This is a genomic window from Oceanobacillus sp. CF4.6, assembly GCF_051262635.1.
Classification (GTDB): Bacteria; Bacillota; Bacilli; order Bacillales; family Amphibacillaceae; genus Oceanobacillus.
In genome coordinates this window covers 19,094-42,665 of record NZ_JBIMEX010000014.1, presented here as the reverse complement: position 1 = coordinate 42,665, position 23,572 = coordinate 19,094, and the positions used below count along the sequence as shown (strand labels likewise).

General features: G+C 40.2%; 34 protein-coding genes and 1 tRNA gene. All 35 read right to left on the bottom strand.

Features of this window, described 5'->3' with window-relative positions:
• The gene (locus ACHABU_RS17545; protein ID WP_435766262.1) at window positions 1-291 is read right to left on the bottom strand and encodes a hemolysin; all 291 of its coding nucleotides are present in this window, start codon (window positions 289-291) and stop codon (window positions 1-3) included.
• Window positions 292-1,164, bottom strand: a complete 873-nt coding sequence (locus ACHABU_RS17540) for a putative phage tail protein (RefSeq protein WP_435766261.1) — start codon at window positions 1,162-1,164, stop codon at window positions 292-294.
• On the bottom strand, window positions 1,161-2,225 hold the full coding sequence (locus ACHABU_RS17535) for a baseplate J/gp47 family protein (protein WP_435766260.1): 1,065 nt from the start codon (window positions 2,223-2,225) through the stop codon (window positions 1,161-1,163). The genes ACHABU_RS17540 and ACHABU_RS17535 overlap by 4 nt, the downstream gene beginning before the upstream one ends.
• Window positions 2,226-2,645 (bottom strand): DUF2634 domain-containing protein, encoded by a 420-nt coding sequence (locus tag ACHABU_RS17530; RefSeq protein WP_435766259.1) that lies wholly within the window; start codon window positions 2,643-2,645, stop codon window positions 2,226-2,228.
• 15 nt (window positions 2,646-2,660) lie between these two features.
• Window positions 2,661-3,044: a DUF2577 family protein gene (locus ACHABU_RS17525; protein ID WP_435766258.1), complete on the bottom strand. Its 384-nt coding sequence runs from the start codon at window positions 3,042-3,044 to the stop codon at window positions 2,661-2,663.
• Window positions 3,041-4,018 (bottom strand): XkdQ/YqbQ family protein, encoded by a 978-nt coding sequence (locus ACHABU_RS17520; protein WP_435766257.1) that lies wholly within the window; start codon window positions 4,016-4,018, stop codon window positions 3,041-3,043. Before ACHABU_RS17520 ends, ACHABU_RS17525 begins: the two co-directional genes overlap by 4 nt.
• Window positions 4,015-4,698 carry a LysM peptidoglycan-binding domain-containing protein gene (locus ACHABU_RS17515; protein ID WP_435766256.1) on the bottom strand — a complete coding sequence of 228 codons (684 nt, stop codon included), beginning with the start codon at window positions 4,696-4,698 and terminating at the stop codon, window positions 4,015-4,017. The genes ACHABU_RS17520 and ACHABU_RS17515 overlap by 4 nt, the downstream gene beginning before the upstream one ends.
• Window positions 4,691-9,088 (bottom strand): hypothetical protein, encoded by a 4,398-nt coding sequence (locus ACHABU_RS17510; RefSeq protein ID WP_435766255.1) that lies wholly within the window; start codon window positions 9,086-9,088, stop codon window positions 4,691-4,693. The genes ACHABU_RS17515 and ACHABU_RS17510 overlap by 8 nt, the downstream gene beginning before the upstream one ends.
• Window positions 9,089-9,110: 22 nt before the next feature.
• Window positions 9,111-9,257: a hypothetical protein gene (locus tag ACHABU_RS17505; protein WP_435766254.1), complete on the bottom strand. Its 147-nt coding sequence runs from the start codon at window positions 9,255-9,257 to the stop codon at window positions 9,111-9,113.
• A gap of 41 nt (window positions 9,258-9,298) precedes the next feature.
• Window positions 9,299-9,766, bottom strand: a complete 468-nt coding sequence (locus ACHABU_RS17500) for a phage tail assembly chaperone (RefSeq protein ID WP_435766253.1) — start codon at window positions 9,764-9,766, stop codon at window positions 9,299-9,301.
• A gap of 64 nt (window positions 9,767-9,830) precedes the next feature.
• On the bottom strand, window positions 9,831-10,277 hold the full coding sequence (locus ACHABU_RS17495) for a phage tail tube protein (protein WP_435766252.1): 447 nt from the start codon (window positions 10,275-10,277) through the stop codon (window positions 9,831-9,833).
• 3 nt (window positions 10,278-10,280) lie between these two features.
• Window positions 10,281-11,621, bottom strand: a complete 1,341-nt coding sequence (locus ACHABU_RS17490; protein WP_435766251.1) for a phage tail sheath family protein — start codon at window positions 11,619-11,621, stop codon at window positions 10,281-10,283.
• Window positions 11,622-11,798, bottom strand: coding sequence for a hypothetical protein (locus tag ACHABU_RS17485; protein WP_435766329.1), 177 nt, complete (start codon window positions 11,796-11,798; stop codon window positions 11,622-11,624). It abuts the gene before it with no gap.
• A gap of 53 nt (window positions 11,799-11,851) precedes the next feature.
• Window positions 11,852-12,295 carry a phage portal protein gene (locus ACHABU_RS17480; protein WP_435766250.1) on the bottom strand — a complete coding sequence of 148 codons (444 nt, stop codon included), beginning with the start codon at window positions 12,293-12,295 and terminating at the stop codon, window positions 11,852-11,854.
• A gap of 11 nt (window positions 12,296-12,306) precedes the next feature.
• Complete coding sequence (locus ACHABU_RS17475; protein WP_435766249.1) at window positions 12,307-12,813, bottom strand: HK97 gp10 family phage protein; 507 nt, start codon at window positions 12,811-12,813, stop codon at window positions 12,307-12,309.
• The gene (locus ACHABU_RS17470) at window positions 12,810-13,166 is read right to left on the bottom strand and encodes a DUF3599 family protein (RefSeq protein ID WP_435766248.1); all 357 of its coding nucleotides are present in this window, start codon (window positions 13,164-13,166) and stop codon (window positions 12,810-12,812) included. The genes ACHABU_RS17475 and ACHABU_RS17470 overlap by 4 nt, the downstream gene beginning before the upstream one ends.
• Entirely contained in the window at window positions 13,163-13,543 is a 381-nt protein-coding gene (yqbG, locus tag ACHABU_RS17465; RefSeq protein ID WP_435766247.1) for a protein YqbG, read from the bottom strand. The genes ACHABU_RS17470 and yqbG overlap by 4 nt, the downstream gene beginning before the upstream one ends.
• 6 nt (window positions 13,544-13,549) lie before the next feature.
• Window positions 13,550-13,891, bottom strand: a complete 342-nt coding sequence (locus ACHABU_RS17460; RefSeq protein WP_435766246.1) for a hypothetical protein — start codon at window positions 13,889-13,891, stop codon at window positions 13,550-13,552.
• An 18-nt stretch (window positions 13,892-13,909) separates the two neighbouring features.
• Window positions 13,910-14,866 carry a phage major capsid protein gene (locus ACHABU_RS17455; protein ID WP_435766245.1) on the bottom strand — a complete coding sequence of 319 codons (957 nt, stop codon included), beginning with the start codon at window positions 14,864-14,866 and terminating at the stop codon, window positions 13,910-13,912.
• Window positions 14,867-14,887: 21 nt separating this feature from the next.
• On the bottom strand, window positions 14,888-16,009 hold the full coding sequence (locus ACHABU_RS17450) for an XkdF-like putative serine protease domain-containing protein (RefSeq protein WP_435766244.1): 1,122 nt from the start codon (window positions 16,007-16,009) through the stop codon (window positions 14,888-14,890).
• The gene (locus ACHABU_RS17445; protein ID WP_435766243.1) at window positions 16,010-16,171 is read right to left on the bottom strand and encodes a hypothetical protein; all 162 of its coding nucleotides are present in this window, start codon (window positions 16,169-16,171) and stop codon (window positions 16,010-16,012) included.
• A 12-nt stretch (window positions 16,172-16,183) separates the two neighbouring features.
• The gene (locus ACHABU_RS17440; RefSeq protein ID WP_435766242.1) at window positions 16,184-17,095 is read right to left on the bottom strand and encodes a phage minor head protein; all 912 of its coding nucleotides are present in this window, start codon (window positions 17,093-17,095) and stop codon (window positions 16,184-16,186) included.
• The gene (locus ACHABU_RS17435; RefSeq protein ID WP_435766241.1) at window positions 17,088-18,620 is read right to left on the bottom strand and encodes a phage portal protein; all 1,533 of its coding nucleotides are present in this window, start codon (window positions 18,618-18,620) and stop codon (window positions 17,088-17,090) included. The genes ACHABU_RS17440 and ACHABU_RS17435 overlap by 8 nt, the downstream gene beginning before the upstream one ends.
• Window positions 18,621-18,623: 3 nt before the next feature.
• Window positions 18,624-19,964, bottom strand: coding sequence for a PBSX family phage terminase large subunit (locus ACHABU_RS17430; RefSeq protein ID WP_435766240.1), 1,341 nt, complete (start codon window positions 19,962-19,964; stop codon window positions 18,624-18,626).
• On the bottom strand, window positions 19,964-20,812 hold the full coding sequence (terS, locus tag ACHABU_RS17425; protein ID WP_435766239.1) for a phage terminase small subunit: 849 nt from the start codon (window positions 20,810-20,812) through the stop codon (window positions 19,964-19,966). Before terS ends, ACHABU_RS17430 begins: the two co-directional genes overlap by 1 nt.
• 59 nt (window positions 20,813-20,871) lie before the next feature.
• Window positions 20,872-21,111, bottom strand: a complete 240-nt coding sequence (locus tag ACHABU_RS17420; RefSeq protein ID WP_435766238.1) for a hypothetical protein — start codon at window positions 21,109-21,111, stop codon at window positions 20,872-20,874.
• A gap of 180 nt (window positions 21,112-21,291) precedes the next feature.
• Window positions 21,292-21,780: a sigma-70 family RNA polymerase sigma factor gene (locus ACHABU_RS17415; protein WP_435766237.1), complete on the bottom strand. Its 489-nt coding sequence runs from the start codon at window positions 21,778-21,780 to the stop codon at window positions 21,292-21,294.
• Between the two features lie 126 nt (window positions 21,781-21,906).
• Complete coding sequence (locus ACHABU_RS17410; protein ID WP_435766236.1) at window positions 21,907-22,062, bottom strand: hypothetical protein; 156 nt, start codon at window positions 22,060-22,062, stop codon at window positions 21,907-21,909.
• A gap of 111 nt (window positions 22,063-22,173) precedes the next feature.
• Window positions 22,174-22,282 (bottom strand) — tRNA-OTHER (locus ACHABU_RS17405).
• A gap of 11 nt (window positions 22,283-22,293) precedes the next feature.
• Window positions 22,294-22,491 (bottom strand): hypothetical protein, encoded by a 198-nt coding sequence (locus tag ACHABU_RS17400; RefSeq protein WP_435766235.1) that lies wholly within the window; start codon window positions 22,489-22,491, stop codon window positions 22,294-22,296.
• 166 nt (window positions 22,492-22,657) lie between these two features.
• On the bottom strand, window positions 22,658-22,819 hold the full coding sequence (locus ACHABU_RS17395; RefSeq protein ID WP_435766234.1) for a hypothetical protein: 162 nt from the start codon (window positions 22,817-22,819) through the stop codon (window positions 22,658-22,660).
• The gene (locus ACHABU_RS17390; RefSeq protein WP_435766233.1) at window positions 22,816-23,001 is read right to left on the bottom strand and encodes a hypothetical protein; all 186 of its coding nucleotides are present in this window, start codon (window positions 22,999-23,001) and stop codon (window positions 22,816-22,818) included. The genes ACHABU_RS17395 and ACHABU_RS17390 overlap by 4 nt, the downstream gene beginning before the upstream one ends.
• Complete coding sequence (locus ACHABU_RS17385; protein WP_435766328.1) at window positions 22,998-23,132, bottom strand: DUF3797 domain-containing protein; 135 nt, start codon at window positions 23,130-23,132, stop codon at window positions 22,998-23,000. Before ACHABU_RS17385 ends, ACHABU_RS17390 begins: the two co-directional genes overlap by 4 nt.
• A gap of 29 nt (window positions 23,133-23,161) precedes the next feature.
• Window positions 23,162-23,347, bottom strand: coding sequence for a hypothetical protein (locus tag ACHABU_RS17380; protein WP_435766232.1), 186 nt, complete (start codon window positions 23,345-23,347; stop codon window positions 23,162-23,164).
• Entirely contained in the window at window positions 23,347-23,535 is a 189-nt protein-coding gene (locus tag ACHABU_RS17375) for a hypothetical protein (protein ID WP_435766231.1), read from the bottom strand. The genes ACHABU_RS17380 and ACHABU_RS17375 overlap by 1 nt, the downstream gene beginning before the upstream one ends.
• Window positions 23,536-23,572 lie beyond the last annotated feature (37 nt).

The following is a 23,572-nucleotide window of genomic DNA, read 5'->3' as shown; positions in this document are numbered from 1 at the left end:
TTACACCTCCTGGATAGTGAACTTAAATTCTAGCAAAAGACCTTTATTTTCCTCGTGTACTTGATTGTCGGTACGCTCTGCAATTACTTTCCCATCTTCTCCCAATAGCCTCGACCTCGTAACAGTACCTGTTGGATCCTGGTGAGTTAAATAAATATGTTTTCGAACCGTTTCACCATCGGCAATAGAGCGTCTAAGTTCGGCTGGGTAAGTTATTCCCCCGATTGTGTAATCACCTTTTACAGCTCTTTCGTCTATATAATTAACGATTTCGTCAATGATTTTAAGCAATTATGCCACCTCCTCTCCGGATGAGATGGATCCACATGCCGTCACACTGGATGACCCCGTAATCATAGAACCGTCCATTGATAATTCCTTACTAATAACTGTTCCGGCTGATTCCGTTGCGATACTGCCTGGTTTATAAGGTCCTGAAGGGTAATATTTAGATAACCCGGTTGTTGCGCCGCTAGAAAAAGTTATTAATTCCCTTTCAACACTACCAAAAGCCGTCGGAGTATCATTACCGCCACTAACAAGCCCGGATAACCGTTGCAATTCTGCAATCCCAGTTATCTGCGCGCTGCTTATTCCTAGATTCCTGTGAAGCGATTCCCCCCTTGTATTATAACGAGGATAACGACCGGATTTAGCAGTCCCGGAAATCAATCGCAAACCTATTTCGAATCGGCTTCGGTGATCCGCCTTTATAGTGTATCCATTCGGTTTAATAGAAAATGAATAGTTTAAATGTGAAGGTTTCTCTGATTCCAAAACCCTTACTAATTCACCGAATTCATAGTAATCAGCATCGGATTCAATCGTAAAAGGAAGCACGTTACCTCCCCAAGCAAGTTCTAACATCGGCTCGATAGCTCGTAATATTTCGATTAAATCAGCCTTGCTGCTTCGCTTAGCAGTCATTATCCTGCGCCTGCGATATGCGTAATCTTCGCTCTCATGAAGAACCGGTATCATGTATTGCTGCTCCCAATAACTAAGTCCCCAGGTAGCTGTTTGGACGAATGCCTGATTTAAAAGGTCGTCCATATCTTCGTCTAGTTTATTAAACTGAATACCTTCTACTCTGGCGATCTCTTTCATTTGTTTCAGCCGTCCAAAATAAGGAGGTAGCATTTCTAATAATTTTTGTTCGTTCATGCGAAACTCACCTCACCTAGATCAACAAGCTGGACAACGTTTAATTCCAAGTTATTGCGTTCGCCATTAATGAGTAAATCTCCCATGTCTAATACGCCAGGAGCATGAATAATCTCGCTGACAGCTTCTCGAATACGAACAACTCCACCAGGATTTATTTCCCTTAGATAATTCTGTAGAGCTTCTATCGCGTTACTTCTAACTTGTTCAAGTGTATAACCCTGTTCCAACACAATCCCCGGAATAGTTGCTGTTATATAGAGTAAATCAGCGGTGGCCACAGTGACTCTCGCCCCCGGAGGTGCCTTCCCTTCTCCTGTACCTTCTGAATCGGGGTCTATAAGTTCCTGCACTTCATCTACAAGAGACAGAGAAGCTTGTTTTCCGTCAGGGGTTAACACCACTACCCTGATAGTACCTTCACCCTTCCACAATGGTTCAACAAGCACATTCCCTACGCCTGTAATCTCTTTCGCCCACCGCACATAGTCCGAATTGTTACCAGGACCCGGTGCGTTTCCAACGCGCTCCCAATATCTTTGTAGTAATGCTTCGTCCGACTCATCGTCGATTCCATCAACGTCGTCCACGTGATTCAAAATCATAGATACAGATTGTAACCCCTCAATATTTTCTACTGGCAATATAGTTTCAGGGTTATAGATAGCTGTCACAGCGCCGACTTCTTCTGAATTAGCTTGAAAAGTACCAGGAATGCTAATAGTCTCTTGAGCGACGAAATATATGTCATCTACAAAGAACCTTTCTCCTTCGACTACTTGTCCGCTCGTTCCAGAGGCTTCAAAGTGTCTGATAGATGATGTTGCATAATTCTTTTTAATGCCTTCTTCTTCTACAATCATTTCAAGGTATTCACCTTCACTTGTTTGTGGGAAGGCAAGGACCAATACTTGATCAAGAGAGGTATATACCTCAAAAAGTTTCCCCGCTGCGGGAGCCAACGCGTTATAGATAATCGATCCTTCTCTTTTGTCCATATCGTCAGGAATTTCGGCTAGCATATCATCTATTATTGTTTCAAGCGTTATATGTTCAAACACTTATTCAAACACCTCCTCTATTTCCAGAATCCCTTCAACGCTGTGTACTTTAAATCTGATACGAAAGGCGTCGTCAATATGCTCAATGATATAGTCCGTTACGTCAGTTATTCGCTCATCATAAATAAGAGCTTCCGTAATCAAGCGCGGCAACTCCACTATTTTAAATTCCTCTGTTACGTTTTTATCTGCAATCAGTTCTTCTATTTCGTTTCCTTCATCCGTTGAATATATTGGATAAACGTACCGCGGCGTTCTCATTCTCATATGAACAAATTGTGAAATGGCTTCGATTCCATTAATGAATTCATTTGTTATTTCATTCTTTTCAAAATCAATTTTGTACGTCCGCATCGTTTCGATGACTTGCTCTTCGTCTTCTTCCAATTCTGGTATGTTAACTTCTGGTGATAAAGGCACTTTCAATCACCCCTTTTAAAATCGATCTATAATAAAAAATGTTTGCCCGCCTTGTATAGCAGCAACCATCACCTTATCGCCTTTTTTTAATTCGTCTAGGTACTCAATTTCAACATTTTTCATAGTAATAGATTGAAGGTCATGACTGTGTGACGGATCGCCCGCCAATGTCATAGATTCACTAATATTAGAGCTAGATATATTTACTGTTTGTACACGCCTGGTTAAATGCTCCGGAATTATGATAAAAGAACTTGGAATGATAAGTTTTTTATTTCCTTTTAGCTTCAATCTAATGTCAGGTGGCGAGCTGTGTACTTCAGCTTCTATAAATTCCAATGTCCCCATGGATCGAACAGCTTCAACGGCCATCTTTTTAATGATTTGATTCATGCTCATACATTTACCTCCGGTAAGGTGTTCTCTTCAAGCAGCTTTAACTTCATATCATGCCTTTCCCCTTGGAAAAAGTGTGAATCTGTATCGACATAATACGTCCCTTTTACACTTATATCGTTTTCGATGACATAGATTGGCATGTTGCTTGTGATTTCATCGATACCTAGCGCATCCACCTCTAAATGCTTTTGGATTCCCTTCTTTTTGTTCAACGTATTCTTTGCCATCGATGTCAACTGGCTCTTATTTACTTTCTCGGTGACTCTTTCAAAATGCTGAAGTACACCGTATTTTTTCTGACCGGAACTATCAGTGACAGATACTGTAATGGTGTCCTTTTCCTCGCCAGCAATCATCTTTACCCTTGTTGCTGTTTCCTCGATTGATGTGGTATAGCTGTAATTTATGATGTTAACGCCTGTTTCCAAAACCCATTGATTCTCATCAGGAGCCACCTCTTTTAAGTTAAGAGAGCCCTTATTCGAAGCTATTCTAAACCTTCGCCCTGACTCTTTTTCCGTATTTACTAATGATCTTAGTATGATATCGTATAAGGTTGTTTCATTTTGAAATATTTCATTCAAACGAACGCTGGTATTAGCCATTGCTCCATATGGAATTTGGAAATCTTTGCATATGCGGGTTACTATGTCTGTCGCTCTCTTATTTTCAAACACATAAATATCTTTGCTGAGTAACAGGTGATGCAGCATGTCATAAGCAACTAATGATAGAGTCCCACTTTTTGTGCGGTCTTTACTGAATACTGTGCCTCGAAATAGTTCCTTTTCATTCCATTTAAAAAGGACGGTATCACCCTCTTCCACTTTCGTGTACTGGTGACCGCCCTTATCAGTATATAAAATATTAGCCATAATCTTTCTAGCTGATTTATAACGTTGTCCTGACCAAGTAATAGATTGCGTCGGGATTTCTATAATATCGTTTGCTCGCACAAGAAATAACTCAATCATGGTATCCTCAACACCTGTCCAGGATATATCCAATGGCCCGGATTCTTTCTATTTCTGCTGTCCCTTTTGATTAACATATCTTTATTGGATTTTAAATTCCAAATTTTTTTCCAACCAAGGCCATTATCCTTGTAATATTTTCTAGAAATCCCCCAAAGCGTATCACCTCTGACTACTTTGTGCGTCTTCCCTTTTGGTGTTACTGCAGGCCTTGATTTTTTTGTTGTCGGCTTGTTGATTTTCACCTTTATTTTCCGCACAGTGACAAATTTGTACTCTTTTAATGACAAATCAAACCGAATATCACCAACAGCCCCACCTTCTTCTTGATAATTAAAGATTTCAATCGAAACAGGAATGTTAATAGAAGTTCCAGTAACTAAAAACCTTAACGGCTCTTTTGAATTCTTCCACTTTTCAAGTTTGTTTACAGCGTCCCATGGCTTAGGGTGATTACTATATTCGACCAACGGGCTCGCATGTAACGGTAAAAAAGATGAAAACTGAAATACTTTAGATGCTGGGTCTTGCAATACTGTTATTTCGCCAAGATTAGATATATCAATAGATTCATTCTTGGACCCGCTGCTTATGTCAATGGAAGAAGGGTTAACCGGCAAGCGCAATCTGTCTTTATTGTCGTTAGTCGATATCCAAAATTCATATACACTTTTACTCATACACTACCATCTCCCCTCCCTCGTTATATTCAGTCTCTAGCTCCCTTTCGATTACAGAGACTACTTTCTGGCCAAATTCTTCTGGATCAGTGTCGTTATAAAAGTTATTTTCCCCAGTGATATAGACCTTGATAACCTTAGATGAACCACCTGATGATGTTTTTGTGGTTCCTGAAGAAACTACACCGGACATTTGATCAGCAGGAACTGTATTCCTACCAGTAACCATATCCACGCTCTCGTCATTCGAATACACTTCTGCGCCCCGAGGCAACCTTACTAACTCCGGACCGCGTTCGCCAACCCATGCTGTTTCTGAACTATTCAAAGGGCCGTTCGTTCCTTTGGCATATCCTTTAATACGATTTAAATGTTTTAAACCATTTACGCCCGGTTCAAAACCAAGGTGTTTTGCATATTCAAAACCGGCTAACAAATATGGTTTATCCGCTTTTTTATCACCTGTATGTGACCAATCGTTTAACCAGTCTCCGTCCACTTTGATTTCTGCAAAGTATTTCTCGGCCGTTGACCCTCTCTGCTTAATTAAACTAGCTATCCTACCTTCTAAACCACTTCCGTTGCTTGCGGATGATTTGTTAGAATTATTTGCAGTCAGTAGTGCCTGTTCTGCTTTTTGCTCTACTTTAGATATTTTGCTAGATAAATATTCTTTTAATCCAGATATACTGTTGTGAATTTTTTCGTTAAATGAGCTTATATGTTCCTTCAAGCCAGACGTGCCAGTATTGATGGAATCATTCATTCTAGATGATTCACTAGAAATAGTATTATTTGTTTTGGATAAGGCGCCAGCAATTGAACGACCTAGTTCTATAGGCACGTTGTTAATTGAATTATTGATACCTTGCAGTTGCGAAACAGTATTTATTGGTGATCTCAATTCGGAATTATTCATATAGGTTGGCTGAGTCTGCGGTGTAACAATTCCGCCTACCATACCACCGTTAGCATAAGGTTTCACACCTAGCATAGCGCCTGTTTGATTGTACAAATCCATAGCACGCCCTCGTCTTCCAGAAGATAAAGGAATAATCATTTCAGGACCTGCTTCACCGACTAAACCAAGGTGTGGACGATTAATAAATCCGCCATTTGCATAGTTAGCATTAGCACTTTGCCTGTTTGCGGTTACGGGTTTATTCGCTGCCTTTTTGCCTTTTTCACGACCGGCATCAAATGATTCTTTAACGTTATCTACGATGCCTCCGACCCAAGAACCTAGTCCGCCTAGTTTTTCCTGAGCCCACCCCATAACGTCTCCCCATTTGCCTTTCCACCATTCACCATCGAATAATGTTTCGCTGAGGTCAGTCTTGACACTATCCCAGATTTCTTGGGCTCCGTCCCATTTCTCGGATGCCCAACCAGTTACTAAATCCCATTTACCTTTCCACCACTCGCCATTAAAAACTGTTTCAGAAAATGCTGTTTTTACGGATTCCCATATAACAACTGCCGAATCCCATTTTTCCTGTGTCCAGGATTTAACAGATTCCCACTGGGTTAGCCACCATTCGGAATTGAACACTGTTTCCGCGAATTTAGTTTTAATAGACTCCCATATTACAACAGCAGAGTCCCATTTCTCTTGGGCCCAGCCTGTAACAGCTGTCCACTTTTCTAACCACCATTCGGAGTTGAAGACAGTCTCGGCAAATTTAGTCTTTATAGATTCCCATATAACAATCGCCGAATCCCACTTCTCAGCCGTCCACCCTTTGACACCTTCCCACTTCTCTTTCCACCATTCCCCATCAAATATGGTTCCTGCTGTTATTGCTTTAACACCTTCCCAACGCTCACTCCACCAATCACCGCTGAATATGGTTTCTTCCAAATAACCGTAAATAAACCCAGCTTGTTCTATCCACCAGTCACCACTGAATATTGTGGATGTCGCTGTATCCTTGATGCCATTCCATTTCCCTGTCCACCAGTCAGCGCTGAATAAAGTTTCTGATGCAGTCCCTTTTATATTCTCCCAGGTGGTAGACAACGGTTCTAACTTCTCATCAGCCCAGCCTTTAACGGATGACCACTTCCCGGACCACCAATCGCCACTAAAGAGCGTGCTGCTGATCTGCTCTTTTACCTCGTTAAACTTCTCTTTGACTGGATCTAAGTTAATCGAGTCTCCGATTTTTTGACCTAAAGTGCTGCCACCGATACCTCCTAAAATCCCGCCGATTACTGTACCGACTCCCGGAACCACGGATCCGATTGCCGCTCCTGCAGCCGCACCACCGAGACCACCCGCGACACCACCAACGGCTCCTGCTTTTTCACCTTTTCCTGCGGTAGCTATGGACAAACCGCCAAGCAACGTCCCGATAACAGGTATTCTTTTACCGAATTTAGCAATACCGGATAACCCTTCTGCTAAATCTTTAGGGGTTTTTGGGAGTTTAGAGGTATTCTTATTCTGATTTGGTACGTTAAGGATAGGTTTCTGCCCTTTATTGAACCATGGTTGCGCATATACCGGCTTTGCATTTTTAGCGTTAACAGTAGGGTTGTTTGTTGTTTTAACGGTCTTTCCTCTGCCTGGAACAGGTGCAACCGGAGGAACTTTAGGGCCTTTCCCTTTACCGAATAAACCACCCATCCACCTGCCTGCACTAAGAGCGCCTTTTATGATTGCTCCACCTACTTTAAAAGCAGTGATCAAAGGACTAACAAGCAGTGAAATAACAGACATTCCAATTGCGGTTGCTATTCCTGCGCTCGCAAAACTACCAACACTTGGGTCTTTAATGGCATCAGACCACATGGTTCCTATGCCTTTGAAACCTTCTTTTAATCCCCAGGTTACACCGTCAAAAATCGCTTCCCCGACATCTTTACTGACATCTACAAGCCAATGGCGTCCGGTTTTATCCCACCATTCTCCCAAATCATCCATGATAAAATTAACTTTACCTTCAAAATCAAGGTTTTTAAATTCATCATTTTCCAGGTAATTGTCACGAAGATAACTAAATGCACCCTCTAATTTGGTGAATACCCAGTTAGCTGCATCCTCACCGGCTGTCTGGACAGTATCTTTCCATTCACCCCAAGTATCTTGGTTGTTTTCAAGCCATTTAGTAATTTCATTTAATCGGGGTTTCATGGATGTCAGTACGCCAGTTCCGGCTTCTCTAAAAATGGTAGATGCATAGCCTTTTATGGTAGATATTTGCCCAGATGCTGTTTGAGAGAACTTTTTAGCTCCATCTTTAAATGTCCCATCAATTTCACTAACGATTCCAGTCCAACCAGCACTATCATAATCTTCTTTGGTGATTTTCATGTTGAATTCTTTCATTCGTTCGAATTCGCCCGTACGAGCGTCCGCTAATGCTTCCATGGCATCTTGAACGGTTTTGCCAGGTGATAAAGCTGCCATATTGGACGAAATCTCCAATAATTGTTGAGCTTGTTTGATATCTCCATCCGCAACGCCAATACCTCTTGATAATGCCGGGAACAATTCTGCTGAGCTGAATGGAGTTGTGTCAGCAAATTTACCCATCCAACCGATTAAATCGTCCGCTTGTTTCTGATTCCCATCTAACCAGTGAGTCATCGCTGTTCCATAACCCTCGAAATCCATCGCTGAACCAACAGTGGCATTACCTAAACTACCTATCCCTACAACAGCTAGCGTGACTGTAATCATTGAAGGAATGGAAAAAAGCGCACGCTTAACGGTACCAATAACATTAGAAGCACCATTTATAGCCCGGATAGTGAAATCACGGTATGCAGGAAGAGCCGTTCGTGTATATGAAGCGATTCGACCGACCGTTTTAGTCGCGACGTCTATGGCTCTAACAGAGAAGTTGTACCCTTTTGACAAGCTTCGACGAGCGTAATTAGCAATTTTATGCATGGTAGGCATTGCGCGATCTCTGGCCATGATTTCAAACACATGTAACCCGAGGATATTTCTACCTAGATATCTATTAATTCCTTCCAGTACAGACTTGGAACGATCTCTAGCTGTTACAACTAATTCATGGGCTCTTGGCATACGCCTTTTCATATAATTATTAACTGACGCTAAACTGTCCGTTGCTTTATCCACAACTTTCAGAGTGATTGTTTTCGGTTCAGCTATTTTTTCAGCGGTTTCATTGATCTTTTTCATCTTTTTAGTAGCATTATCTTCCACGCCGAATTCAATTTCTTTGGAGCCAATCACTTTTCCAACACTTTTATTAATTTTATTAATTTGTTTTGTGGCGTTATCCTTTGCTTCCATGACAATCGGCTTATTTATATTATCCCTTGACTTCTCAATTTTTTCTAAGTCCCCATGCATATTTTTAAGCTTTTTCGTTATCTTGTCTTCCATATCAAACCTAGCCGTTAGTTTAGCCATCCTTATTTACCTCCTCTCTTTATTATTTGTTCTTATTATTTGATTCCTCGGCTTCCTTGGCAAGTTGTTCTAACTTGAATCCTATGTTTGCATATAACAATGCTTTAAAATGCCTAGGAGCGTCATATAATTCTTTTAAATCAGACGGCGAATAGTTCAATTCGATCATTGCATAATAAAGGTAGACCGCATCTTTATCCCCATCTGTTATTAGTTTTTTGCGGCTTCCTCCAGATCTTCGACAGAATCATCAAATCCATTCACTTCCGAAGCTTTAGCAATCCAGTTGGAATATTCTCCGGCAACATTAAGTACCTTTTTAGCAATCTCGATAGGGTCTTCTGATTTGTAAGCTTTTCTCATTTCCTGCGCTTTAAAGTTAGGATAAATAGTAGAGTCAATAGCAATGTGTGCAATGAACTGAGCTTGGTCAACTCTTTCGCCAACCTTTTTATTTTTCTTGATTACCGGGAGGGTGTGAAGCTTTTCCAGTTCATCAACTCGTTCTGTGGTGATGGTCTTGAATTTGAAAGGAATTATTTTACCGTTTTTATCTTTAAAACGTTTAGAAATAGGCGCTTCGACAATTTCGGTAACCTCGACTTTATCAGGCATGAAAAAGGATAAATCCATGGACTCTTCTACAGATTCTTTTTGGTCTTTGTTTTCGTTTGTCATTTGTTAATCTCCCCTTTAATGAGTTTTAAGTATAAAAAAAGAGCGAAATTAATCGCCCTTTCCATTATTGAAACGTATTGCTAAGTGCTTCCGGTAGATCAAAGTCTTCGAACGTGAAAGGAACTTCTTCTTCTAGAGCTGATGATTCAACATCTAGTCCAGCTACCTTTACACTGTCGAAGTTGACGTCGTAAATAGTGACCCGCTCAATACCACGTCCGGATGTCTTATCATCCAACACGGATTGCATAGTAAAATATGGATCAACACCGGTGGTCATGTAATCTTTCATGATTTGGATAAAGCGTGAAGTAACCTTGTGGAAGGTAGCGGTACCCGTTCCACTGCCACCATTTGACTTATGACCCATCATACGACGACCCATTATTGGGACTTCCTCTTTTGTTTTTTCTACGTTAGCTTCAAACGTTTTAATATGAGCCATTAGCTCGCCATCCAAAAACAGCTTTCCTTCTTTACCACTGATTGCATTTTTAGCTCTAAATGCCATAGCTTATAGCACCTCCACATCAATATAGAATTTCTCGGCGGAATCAACAGGCTGAACACCTAGAGTGATGTTGAATCCGTCCCCTGTAGTAGTAACTTCCACGATTAAGTCTTCCGCTGGGTCGAAGTTTTGGATTACATTGTTGCCTTGCAATTCGTTTAAATAAACAGAGATAGCAGTTTTAACAATCGACGCTCCGTCAGCGTTGGCCGGGATGTCTTCACCTGTATTTTTGCGGTTTTTAATGGCTTGTTTAAGACTTCTAACCACGTCATTATTGACTGCGTCAAGAATACGAATGATTTTGTTCTTAGACATTTTGCTTGTTCCTACTAAAGAGTTAATATCCTGTTCAACAGAAACAGTTTTGCCACGACTATCATACGTGAATAGGAATTCTCCTTTTTGCAAACGGTCAACCGTTTCGTCATGGTCATATTTAGGAATTACATCAGTTGCGCCTTCGTAATCCATAAATGTCAGAGATTGATTTAAAGTGGCACCAGCGCTTGCTCCTGCTACCCATGCAACGGTTTCTGGAACAGTTAATGTCTTTCCATTTTCTAATACAACACCGTTTGTAACATTGATAATGCCTTCATAACCTGCACCGTGACCAGCAACAACTCCGACAATCTTAACCCCTTGGTCTTCTCGGATTCGTTTCACAAATGAAACGAAAGTTGTTTTAATCGCATCATCATCGACAGGCAATCCAATCACATCAAAGTTTTCTGTTTCTGCAGCTGCAAAGAAATCTGTGTAATCCGTGGCTGCAGCTGTTCCGTCTTCCCCACCAACAAGATTTGTTCCTGCAGTAGCAACAAGGACACCGGACCCGGAGAATGTTACATAATTGTTAGCAACTAATTCAGAGGCGTCAGCCACCGTTTGGCGGTCAACTTCTTGATTATCCAAGAATGTAACTACATCCATTTTAGTAGCATCTACCACGTTTTCAGAAACTCGAATGGTGATATCATTACCCTTTGAACCGCCGTATTTAGCGGTAACCGTAATCGTGCTTAGGTCCGCAACATCAAGCGTCGCAGTTGCTTTTACGCCCTCGTTTACACGGTAAACTAGAACTGTACCAGCTTTTTTCTTTGTTTCACGAACTAGGAACATGGATTCATCTGTCATATCCACGCCTAATTTTTGAGAAGCGTCTCTCTCATTAGAGATTTCAATCAATTTCTTAGGCTCTCCCCAATTTAGTACAACTGGAAGTGCAACCCTCCCACGTTCACCTACCGTTACACGTTCATTAGCTCTTAATTTGAAGTTGAAATATATACCAGGACGTACCTTTTCGCTACCTGGAGTAAATGTTCCGCCATTCATTTATTTGACCTCCTTTTTTAAAAAATCCTTAATCATCTTGTCAGCTTCATCTTTGGTGATTTGAGTTTCTTTGACATTTAAAAAAGCACCGTCTAGAACTTCTGGTTTTACACCAAACAATTCTTGACTGTGCTCTCTTAGGTCGTTTAAGTAGAACTTAGGTTTACCGTTCGCTATCGGTTTCTTAACCTCTTCTTTTGTTGCCGTTTTATTGTTTTGATTAGTCGCCACTATTCTTTCACCCCGCTTTGAAATTCGATATATTCAGCTACATTCCATTCTGGTTCTTCGAAATAGTAACGGCTTGTCCATTCCATGATGATAGTAGCTACGCCTTTATCACCTATACGCGTTTCTATCCTGCCAAAACGAATAAAATCGCCTGTTTCTACGCCTTTTGTATCCACGATAGGGATAACACTCCGATTACTCCTGACCGCATCAGCAATGAGCTCTGCTTTACTGTCAGCTAGTTGCGAATCTTGATGGAACAACTTCACAGTCAGGTTATACGTTTTTACGAAAGTGTTTGTAGTATCGTTCCCGTCAAATGTAAATGGTGTGGGAAAATAAAGAGATGGCCTTTCAAAATTGATTGGAACTTCTTTCGTGTACACCACTACCGGAAATAATTTATGAAAATAACTCATAACAGATCCTACTTCTGGGTTCAATGCACCACCTCCTAAAATTCAGCGTCCATCCATTTTTGCAATTGTACATCGAGACTCTTCTCAAAGATTTTCTCAAATATCGCAAAAGCATTGTCCCAGTAATTTGTGCCATCAACCCATTTAAGGATTAATAGCATGCCCTCATCGGACCCTGGCTCATATACAAAGCGATCACCACTCCAATAGCCAGGAACCCATCGACTGTCCTTGCCGGAATTAAGGTCAACTGTTGTATGGCCATCATTAGCAAAACTTGCATACTCAAGATTCGTACCAACTTCGAGCGATAATCCGCCTTCGTTGATACTCCACATGTTTTCTCGATCGCCTTTTCCAAATGAGTTAAGTAATCTCCTGGTATCGACTGTTTCCGTCCGAATGATTTCATCTTGAACCATATCTAGGAACTCCATGCCCATTGCTTCAAGCCATAACTCTAGTTTATCTTGGAACCCGCCGTCAGCTGCCTTCTTCACCGCTTCCATGAACTCTTCTAATCCATCGATTTCGAGTTTCATAGAGTGTCATTCCTATTCACAGTGACTTCTTGATGATGATTCTTAACTTTCCTTGGCTTCTGGGACTTGAATGTAGTGCCTTCCCAAACCATTTTGCTATTAACTCGAACATCAGCAGAAGCGAGGAAATGAACACGATAACTTTGGGTTATATTTGCATTAGGTTCCATTTGGATAACGTTCTGATTCTTTTCCGTGAAATAACACTCCACTTCTGTTAAATCTGGCTGTTCATCGTAATAGTATTCTTCTTGGAGATCATCAATTGGTATACCGAAACTGGTGGAGCTCTTAGGCCTAGTCTTCAAGTGATAAATGTCGCAACGATGAGTTAATAAGCTGCCATAGCTCATATAGACCTCATCCTCATGAAAAACCCGCCATCAGTTGAAGTATCTTCCGCGACATAATCTGAAATCAAATCCTGTACATCCGGCATAGCTAGTGATGTTCCGTCTTTAAGTGTATAAGAGTAGTCTCCTATTTTCTCAGATTTGAATCCTTTGACCATTGATTCATCGCTATTTATAAGCGCAAAAAATTGAGCGACTTTTAATAAAGCCAGTTTCATTTTCTCTGGCAAAGGATCAAAATCACTTATCGGTCTTCCGAGCTTCTTTTCGATATGCGTTTCCGCTTCGAGGATGTCACTTTGAATTTTCGAATCTTCACGATCTTTCACAGTGGGAAAATCCGTATACGCTTTTAATTCTAGAGGAGTGATAGTCATAACCTATCACTCTCCTTTTTCTGCGTTTTTCTCTTCCTGTAATTGAAGAATTAACTCTATGCGATCATCTTCGTTGTTTGTTTCTTCCGGATCTCCGCCGAACTCAGCGATTAATTCACGTTGTTCATCAGCATTAAGCTTCTTGATGGATGTTTTGGTATATCCGTCATCCTGTTGAGGAGGAACCTGTTGTTCTGGTTCCTCCTCAACTTCCTCAAGATCACTGTATTTGTTTAGAAGGTCAGTTATTTCCTTTTCATCTACTTCAGCGGGTTGCTGCGCATAGAAAAAACGACCTCCTCCAATGTGAAGAACGCCTTCTTTTTCCTTATATTGAATTTTTGGCATGGATAATTGCCTCCTCTTTTATAATTTGTCTCCTGACATATACGCAACAGCTGGTACTTCACGAACGATTGCATCTAAATAGCTGTAAAGGACATGGTAAGTTGCATCTTTAGCCGCTGCAGTTGCTCCGTCAGCAGTACGAATGTAACGCAATTGACGAGTAAATACTGGTTTCAAGTTGCCTTTTGGAGTTAATGCAGCAAAACCACTCTGCATTTCAGCGACTACTTCAACTGGATATCCACCAAGACGAGTTATTTTCCCATCCTGAAGCACTGCATCACCGAAGCCTGTTTGACGATTGGCAATTAAAGCAACCAATTTATCATTTGTTCTCTGTGTGATGAACCAAGTTACATCAGAGAAGCTCTTGTAACGTTCAGGGAGCAACTGGATATGATTGATAAAGTCCAAAATAGTTGGCTCTGCTGTTGCCAAGTCCGTTTTATAAGTTGATTGCTTCATTTTCTTAACGAAACCATCAACAATGCTAAGGAATGGATCTGGAATCTCGGTCACTCCATCAGAATCTAAAATAACTGCAGCAGTATCCCCATTAAAGATAAGGTCCTGAAGATCCACGCCAAATTGCTGTTGAATCATGTTAATTGCTTTTTCTTCGACATTATCCCCACGAGCAGAAACAGAGTAAAATACATCATCATTTTGCAACCATTCATCCCATTTAACTTTTCGAACAGCATATGGAATTTTGCGATTAGCAATCGAATCCGTGCCTGTTGCGGTATCGTCTTTGCCCGCTTGACGAAGTTTTCGACGACCCACGCTTAATGCGTCTAGGTTACCGGCTGCGACGTCGCGGTAAATAGGTGCAAGTTTTGGAAGTGTAGAGGCTGTATTAATCGTGTCAACTAAAAACGCCTCTGCATCACTAACAGCCATAGGGATGTCAAGGTTCTTTTTCAATGTTACAACTGCTGATTCTTTACTTAAAAGTTGTTGATTTGTTGGCATTGTTTTTCCTCCTCATTTATATTAGCCGAAATGGCGCATATAACCTTTCTGTACGGTATCTTTGTTTTCGTTTGTTACTTCTTCCACGTCGGCTTGTTTTGAGATTCCGCGAGCCTTTTCAACGGTTTCAAGACGCTCAGTGATTGTTCCTAACTTATTATCAAGAATGTCAGAGAACTGTTTCATGATGTCGCCTTCTCCTGGTTCGTTGCTATCTCCTTCTTCTTTCTCGATGCCGTCTAAGCGTTTCGAAATAGGACCTAGTTTATCGTCAAGCATCTTTTCAATATCTTCCTTTTTCACTTCATCCTCATCCTTTCTTTTATGTTCTTCTTTGCTATCCAGAGCTTTTTGGACATCCTCCGGGTTTTTAATTTCCTGAAGTATCTCTAAAAACTCTTTTGTTCCTTCTTCTAATCGTTCGAAATCGGCTATATCAGGGGTTCTGTTATCCCACAGGGAATCATAGTATACATTTTCCAACCCATCCCATACAGCCCATAAATTACGACGTTTCTGATTGCGTTCATAATTATCCCTAACTTCGCCTTTTTGAATCTTTTCACCACTAAAGAAGCTTTTCATCGTATTAAAAAAACCCTTCACATCATCCTCATTCTCATGAGACTTGGAAGCCGGCTCTTTTTTTGACTTATTTTCTTCTTTTTCGATGATTTCAGCGGTGCCAGCCATGGAATAACCAGTTATATCGCCTTTCTTGATGTCTTCCCAAATTTCATCATTTGCTTTAGTGACGAGTATCCAGGAACCTTTTGTGATAGACTCTTCTCCGATTTCAAAATCAGCAGGAGCGATGTATGATTCCACTACTTCACCGACACCAGAATTAAAATCATGTTGCTTATCGATGTTCCTGGCGTCTTTCATAAATACGTGTGCTGCCTTTTCAATTTCGGTAGGTGTCATAAAGTCTCCGTGTGAATCCTCAACATCAGGTTCGTACACAAGTCCGTATACAAGCTGTTGTTCATCATCATCCTTGTTCACGAATACTTTTACTTCTTTTTGAAAATCCGGTTCGCCCTTGCTATTTGATTTCGTAAAGAAAAACTGTTTATTATTCGCTCCCTTATCCACGTAGCTTACATGTGTGATGTTAGCGTTAATAAGTTCTCTTGGCATTTATTGTTCACCCCCTTTCAAATCTATCATCTTGACTTCTGCAGAACCTAATTTATATTTATCTTCAATGTTCATAAACACGTTAAAAGGTATCGGTTTACATTTATGATTTTCTCCACCTGCTACGGTTCCTCCGCAGGCAGGACATATAGCAAAAGCCATTTTCACACCTCCTTATGATTCTAATTCCGCTAGAACTTCCTGCCTGATAGCCTCTTTTTCCTCTTTGGATAATCCAATAATGTCCTCATTAACGACTGGACCTACAGCGCACCCGCAATTCACCCTATTCTTAGCTGAAAATGATGTATCCCGAGGATATAATCCTTCTTCGCCATCAATTAGAAAGTATTCATCCACGACAATAGTCACACCATCCATAGCAACATGAGTGGACCGAGGATTATTCTTCTTTGTTCCGCTATGTTTCCATTTCTTTTGTTCTACAGCCGGGCTTTGTTGGAAAGATTCCCAATTAGCACGACTGGAAGCAGTTAAAATTTCAGTTCTGGCGGTTGCTCTGGCTCTGTTTCTATCAAACTCAGGCAAATCTTTCATTCTCAATTCGGCCTGGGCGATAGATTCACCTTTATCAAGGACATCCAATAGCTCTTTTTCTAGCGCGCTGTGCGTATTGAGATTCATAATGTCGGCTAATTCCTCTGACCAGTCTTTAATCCAGTTCGTTGTTCGACCTGAAAGAACTTCAAATCCAATGTCCTTGTCTATGGATTCCATGATGACGTTGGTTAGTTCCTCGATAGTCATTTGTAGAAATTCAGCTGACAGATTGCCAAACTCCTCTGCGAACTCATCGGCTGCAAACAAGTTATTTTCCATATAGATAATAAACGCTTCAATCGTCATCCGATCATCTTTGGAAACAAAGCTATTAAATGCATCAACGTAATATTTGCGTTGGTTTCTCAATAGCTTGGCCACTTTCTTTTCATATTCCTCGATGTAACCAGATATCTTATCGGAACCAGGAAAGTCCGCTATCTTATCCTCGAACGGTTCCTCGTCCTCTTCAGCTTTTTGGATAAATGCATTGATGTTCTTCAACAGATTATCAACTTTATTCATTGGACTTCATTTCCAATACGTCTCGAATGTCTTTCATCAAATTTATAAGATCTTCTTGTTTATCATCCGACTTCTGAATTATTCCCTCTAAGGGTCCCGATTGTTCTTGATTTTTTAACAACATCTGGAACGGAACATTGTATTCATCAGGGAATGCATCTAGTTTCTGACCTAAGACTTGCCCGGAAAGCGGCCTTAAATCGTTTGGAGATAATGAACCTGCTGAAATCAACGGGTATAATGCTTTCGCTATTTCAATCGGGTCTCTAAAATCAGGTCCCCTAACAGTCAACTTTACATGTTTTAAACCTAACGGCTCCAAGAATAGTGAGTTAAGTATCCTTGCTAACGTTTTTCTTTCAGGGCCAAATACTTGTTCTTCTGTAACTTTCCTAGCGGTATCAGCAGTAGCTTTGTTGAAATCCTGCGATTCACCTGTATAGAGCGGCGGCAATCGAAAGGATGAACGAATCTTTTGTCTAGTATTTTTATCATAATCAAGAAATAGAGCGTCTTGCTGCAAGATTTCTGCTAATGATTTTATTTCCACTTTTGCAGGAGTTACCTTCTCATCGCCTTGGGAATCTTCATTTGTTGAACCGACAGCTTCTAACAGCAGGAACTTATGAGCGTTTTCAGTTCCTTGCAGATCATTCATATATCCTTGGAGTGCTTCGTAGGAAGCATTGTCCAACTTTCCGTTAGATACTGTAATGGCAGCAGGAATATGTCTGCCGTTTTTAAAGTACATCAGATTCAATTCTTCTGCTTTTCTGGCGCCATACAAACTAATGAGCGTCCCAATCCATCTCGGCTTACCATAAGTGCCAGAGCCAATTTTGAAATGGTATATTTCGGTTGCTTTTAAGTTATCCGGTGTATTGTCATCAAACTTACCGGTTCGGCTATCCATAATTCTAGGATCTCCAAACTCTTTAAAGTACACCTTTTTACCGTCAATCATCTGAACATACTTGCGGAATTTCTTCCACCGTTTCACTTTCTTTTCTACACCATTTTCGAATATAGTGTAGCTGATCTCTTCTGGTGTTGTTTTCTTGCAAACTCTCATATACTGAGCATCCGCATATTCCATTCCGACAGGAATACCCAATCCGTCTCTAAGAATCTCCGCATAACCATTTCCAGTCTTTTCTTTATCATCGACGATGTAACCAAGAACCATTTCTGGCGACTCATCTAAGGTTAAATAACGAATAAATTCTTCTAACCTGACATTCTCTTTTTCTGCATATTCTTTGGTTGACTTGTCAATATCATCAGCATTGATGTCTAACTTATAATCTGCTTCGATTCCAAATTCAATCATGTTTGTTTTATAGGCATCAATACATTGCTGCAGAATGGAAGAATATTCCCCTATTGTTTTCAATTCCGCTAAATTGTATGGCGGTGAAATGATTTCTCCATACATGTCAGCGAAATCATCCTTATAGATTTGTTTCGTTCCTGATGATATATCGGATTTTATTACCCTAGCTCTTACTGTTGTTTGTTCAGGCATGGTCTACCTCCTTCCACCAGGTCTCTCAACGATTGGTCTGCCTTTGGCTTTTTCTTTTAAATCTGTAACCTCGTAACCATCCAATCCGTACCAAATGCCACTGAATGTATGTGGATCAATCGCGAATTCATCCTCTATGATGTTTCCGTTCTTATCTTTGGCGTATACAAGGTTTTCTAACTCTCTGATTGTGTTAGGACAGTTATCAGAGCAGATAATCTTCTTGAATCGCTTAACCTTCTTTGTGTTTTGCAGCCGGGAACCAGGAAACTTATGAGCGCCACGCATATTAAAGCCGAGTTTCCTGTAATATACAATTGTTTTTGGCTCTGCGGAGTCAGCTATTATTCTTTCGCCACTCTCCTTGAATTCTTCTAATTCCTCAGCAGTCTCATCGTCCGTCATTCCGTTTTTGTAATACTCCCAATAGATATATAGATAACGTTTTTCGGTGTCTACGGTCATTCTAAGGACAGCATTATAGGACTCAACAAAACCAAAGTCCATGCCGACTCTGTTTATCGGCTTCTTAATAGCATTAATGGAAGCCATTACTTTCTCATGTGGTTCGCTTTGAAATTGCGGTAGCACTCTTATTCCATTAACACCAAAACGACCTTTCCGGGCAATTCGGTAAAGGTCGGGATCATACTCTTTCATTTCTTCTAACTGATCTATATAACTCTGTGGGAGAAATAAGTTATCCTCTGCGGTGGAGTGATGATAATACGTATCTTTTACCACTACTGTACGTTTTTGATAAAGGACAACATCACTTAATACTTTTCTTTTGTTTAATTTATCTTCAAAGAAGTGCGTAAATGTCCAATTATCCTCACCTACTGGGTTTGTAGACAATATCATGTGTAGTTTTAAGGTGGGATGTCTTAAACGTCCCAGAAGCTCTTTAAATCCTGCATATTTGATCTCGGAACACTCTTCTAACCAAATCAAGGAGACGTTATTGATAGACTTTAACTTTTGCGGCTTATCCATGCCTTTAAAAATAACCTTGGAACCGTTAGAAAACTTCAATTCATATGGACTTTCTTTGGGTCTTATTTTCCCCCTGGATATCTTCTTCTTTCCGGAATCATCCAAAAGGCCAATATCCTCGATAATCTCACGGAACAACGAGAAGGTACTGTCTTTGTGCGTGTCGTATACTTCACGAACAACTAACGCTGTCCTCTTCTCCTGAAGCAACTTCAACACAACCTTTAACGCAGCGTGATAACTCTTACTGGATCCGTAACCACCTACCAGGACTTGAAACTTCTGATTCCAATCAAAAAGAAATTCTTCAAAGTGTGGGTTGACTTCTTTCTCAACAGCAACTGCCATTACCCATCACCTTTTCTTTTAATCAAAATTTCAATTGGGTCGTCGTCACCGTCATCAGACATGCGATCGATTTCGGCTCTTGTTTTCTCGATTCCCAGCTGCATCTGTTCAAGTTTCAACAATCGTTCGTCATCATCATAAGCCATTTCATTAAATTGCTTGATAAGGCTCCTGAACTCCGACATTGCTCTAGATTGGGCATTCATGAAAGAGGCATGACGATCCCAAGCAAATTGTATTTCATATTCTTGCTCTACAGGGATTTCGACTGCTTGTCCATCCATACCAAATCCACTTTCAACTTTCAATTTCTTTAATTCTTTTATTGTTTCATATTTGTCTTCAACATACATAATATGCTGGGCCCGAATGATGGCGGCATACTGAATCATGATTTGGTCCCATATTAAATCAGCTGGGTCATCTCTGCCCATCTGCCCCATTATGTCTAATGTCTCTTGGGGGATGTGCTTGCTAAACAGTCCGTGCTTTAATGCGGCTGAGTTTCGTTTTGTGAATTTCTTGTCCGGACTAGGATTGCCGGCGCCTTTTCTGCTTCCTTCTCTGTACCTTGAGCGAATTTTATTTTTCGTATCAAATGAAGCTTTGCTTTCTTGTCCCTCTTCATCCGGGTTCATTCTAGCATTCGTAGTACTACGCTTTTCCTTCGCAGTACTACGAACACCCTCATGCAGTACTTCATTCCATTTATCTCTACTTTTCCAAGAGCTTATCGTTTTCTCTGGAACATCTAATTGTTCTCCAATAGAACGATTTGTTATATCCCCTTTATGCTTTTTCCATATTTCAAAAGCTTCATTTCTGCGTGGATCTCTCTTTCTGGCCATCTACATCAACTCCACCTCCGATTGTATTTTGGACATTAAAAAAGCACCCATTTGGATGCTTACACTAATCTTCTATTTAATTCTTCATCATCAATATACTTCCAGAGATCATATTCTTGAAGTTTTTCTTTGCTTTTTAACAATAATTTTGCTGAACGTTTTTTATCGCTTCTTGTGTTTGAATCATAGTAAACTTTAATTATCTCGAGAAGAAGTTCCTCTTTAGTAGGAACGGAACTTCCTTGTTTTCTGTAAGTCTCATAAAGGTCGAGAAATTCATCTGCAGATTTCAATTTCATTTAAACACCCCCCTATTTTCATCATACGACAAAAGAGGGTTATTTACCTGTATAATTTACAAATTATACAATATTATTATTATAAGACCGTAAGGTCTTTAAAAGAACACGCTCTATACTAGGCTAGTGCTCTAACAAGACCCCTTCTAACAATAGGGACTCCGTACGTCAATTCGTACGTCATGAAGCTGTCAAACTAACTTTCTCTCTTGCTCGTTCAATGTATTGTTGCACTGTTCTTTTTTTAATCCCTAACCTATTAGCGATTTTCTGCATGCTTAATTGTTCAGCCTCATACATGATGTAGCATTGTCGTTCTCTATCAGAAAAATTTTTGAATAACTTAAGCAACGATTGTCTTTGTTCTTGGTCCATATACAAAGATTCTCTTTCTAACTGCTCTGCAATATCCGGAATAATCTCAATTTCGTCATATTGTTTGATCCTATATGCATCTCTTTTATCAACGCCGCGATACAAACCTGGTTGTCTGCCTGTTTTCATCCAATCAATCGAAAATGACATATCATCTATCATACTGTTAATCTGTTTTTTATCCATATATGATTCGGGATCAAGATAGCTTTTCATCCTCCCTAAATCTCTTCGGCCATCCTTGTACTCATCTAATATTCTATCTGCCCAATTTTCCAACTCTTGACTGTTCATCCCAACCCATCCCCTCGTTAAATAGATGTTGAACATACTCACTTCTGGAAACAGGAGATATAGCGCCTGTTCGTTTATCTCTCCGATATTTATCTACTACCCAACAAATAACATATTTTTGTTTTCTCATAGGACAACCGCACTGACTATGAATGAGGCCATTGCCGCCATACAAATCCCGGTTGCGTGACTTCTTAGCTTTAGGTCATCAGCTGCACCGATAACCATGAACAGACTTACTAAAATAACGATAAATAATATAATTTGGAATGCTATAACCATCAAAGTTCCTCCTGATATTCAATTTTTAAATACAAAAAAGAGCACCAAACAACGCTTTTACACGTCATTCAGTGCCCTTGGGTTCTCCAACGAGGCTTCTTCTATTTTAACTTCGATGGGCAGGATTCGAACCTGCATAGCAAAGGAAGCCTTACCTTCCCTAACGTTATCCGCCAAGGTGCTAATCTCCTTGGTGCGTCTGCCAATTCCGCCACCATCGCAGTTTTACGATCAATCCGCAGATATTTGATACTTCGGTTTACCTATCTTATAATTCTGACTTGATAGCTCTATTTTACCATATTTAGGTAAAGGATACATGAAAATTTTACCTTCTTGCACAACATATAGTTCACCTTTTTGGCTAGCATCAATATTAGCAGTCAATGTCTCTAAATCAACTTCAATTTCGGTCTTCTTTATTTCCATGTGTGCAAGCCCCCAATGTGTTATAATATGATTGTCTAATAATTAGCTGGGAGGCTTATCTCCTGGCTTTTTTATTTATGTTTGCCACAAACAATGCACCGATCGTTATAGTAATCGTATCTATGTTTATTCTGGAACTTACATTGAATCCACCATTTGAACTTCCTCAAACTCTTTCGCCTCCTGCTATTTCTAAATAGATAGATAGGCGCTCTTTTAAGAGGCTATCATCTTTCCCACCTGATTCCTTGAGACGATTTTTCAACGCCTCAATTCTGTTTACGATATGATCATCTACCTGTTCCTCAATAGGCTTCTTTAAATTCACGATATATTCCTCCCAATCATTTGGCGTAACTTATAATTGTCTTCCTGCAATGTGTTTATTTCGCTTATGGACTTCGCTATGATGACTTTAATATCATCGATTGTTCGCGCGTCTTCCTGACCCGCATCTATATCAAAAACTAAGTTTAATAGTTTCTTTGCACGCTCTAATTCTTCAATCACACATATTCCTCCTTCAATTCAATTTTGAATCCGCACTTGCAAGTTCTCGCGAATGTGTCTTCATCAACGCTTACTGAACCCTCGCCGTTGCCTACCTTGTCATTTCCGCACGCTGGACAAGCAGCATACATGCTTATTAATTCTACGACTTTATAAGCGTTCATTTGATTTGTTTCCTTTCCTTTAATTCATCTTGAACAACGCTGATTATTTCTTCTTGTTTGCGTATATATTCCGGGACAGAGCACCCTCCTAAAGAGTGAGAACCGATTCTATTTATAGCGTCCTGATAAACCAGAAACAATCCATCTTCCGGTAGCTTTTTAATACTAGACTTTAAATTCATCAATCTGCCTCCTGTTGTTTCATCAAGTATTGACTCAAGCTCCATACATCATCTTGCAGAATGGCATTTTCTTGTTTAAGAAACTCTATTTCTGATTCCAACTCTGTAACCTCATTCAAGGCGTTAGCCATTAAAATCAAGAGGGAAAACGAAATAACGCACCAGAAAATATAGATTACTTTGTCCATCTAGTCACCCCTATTTTTATTATCAGGCCCGCCGGAA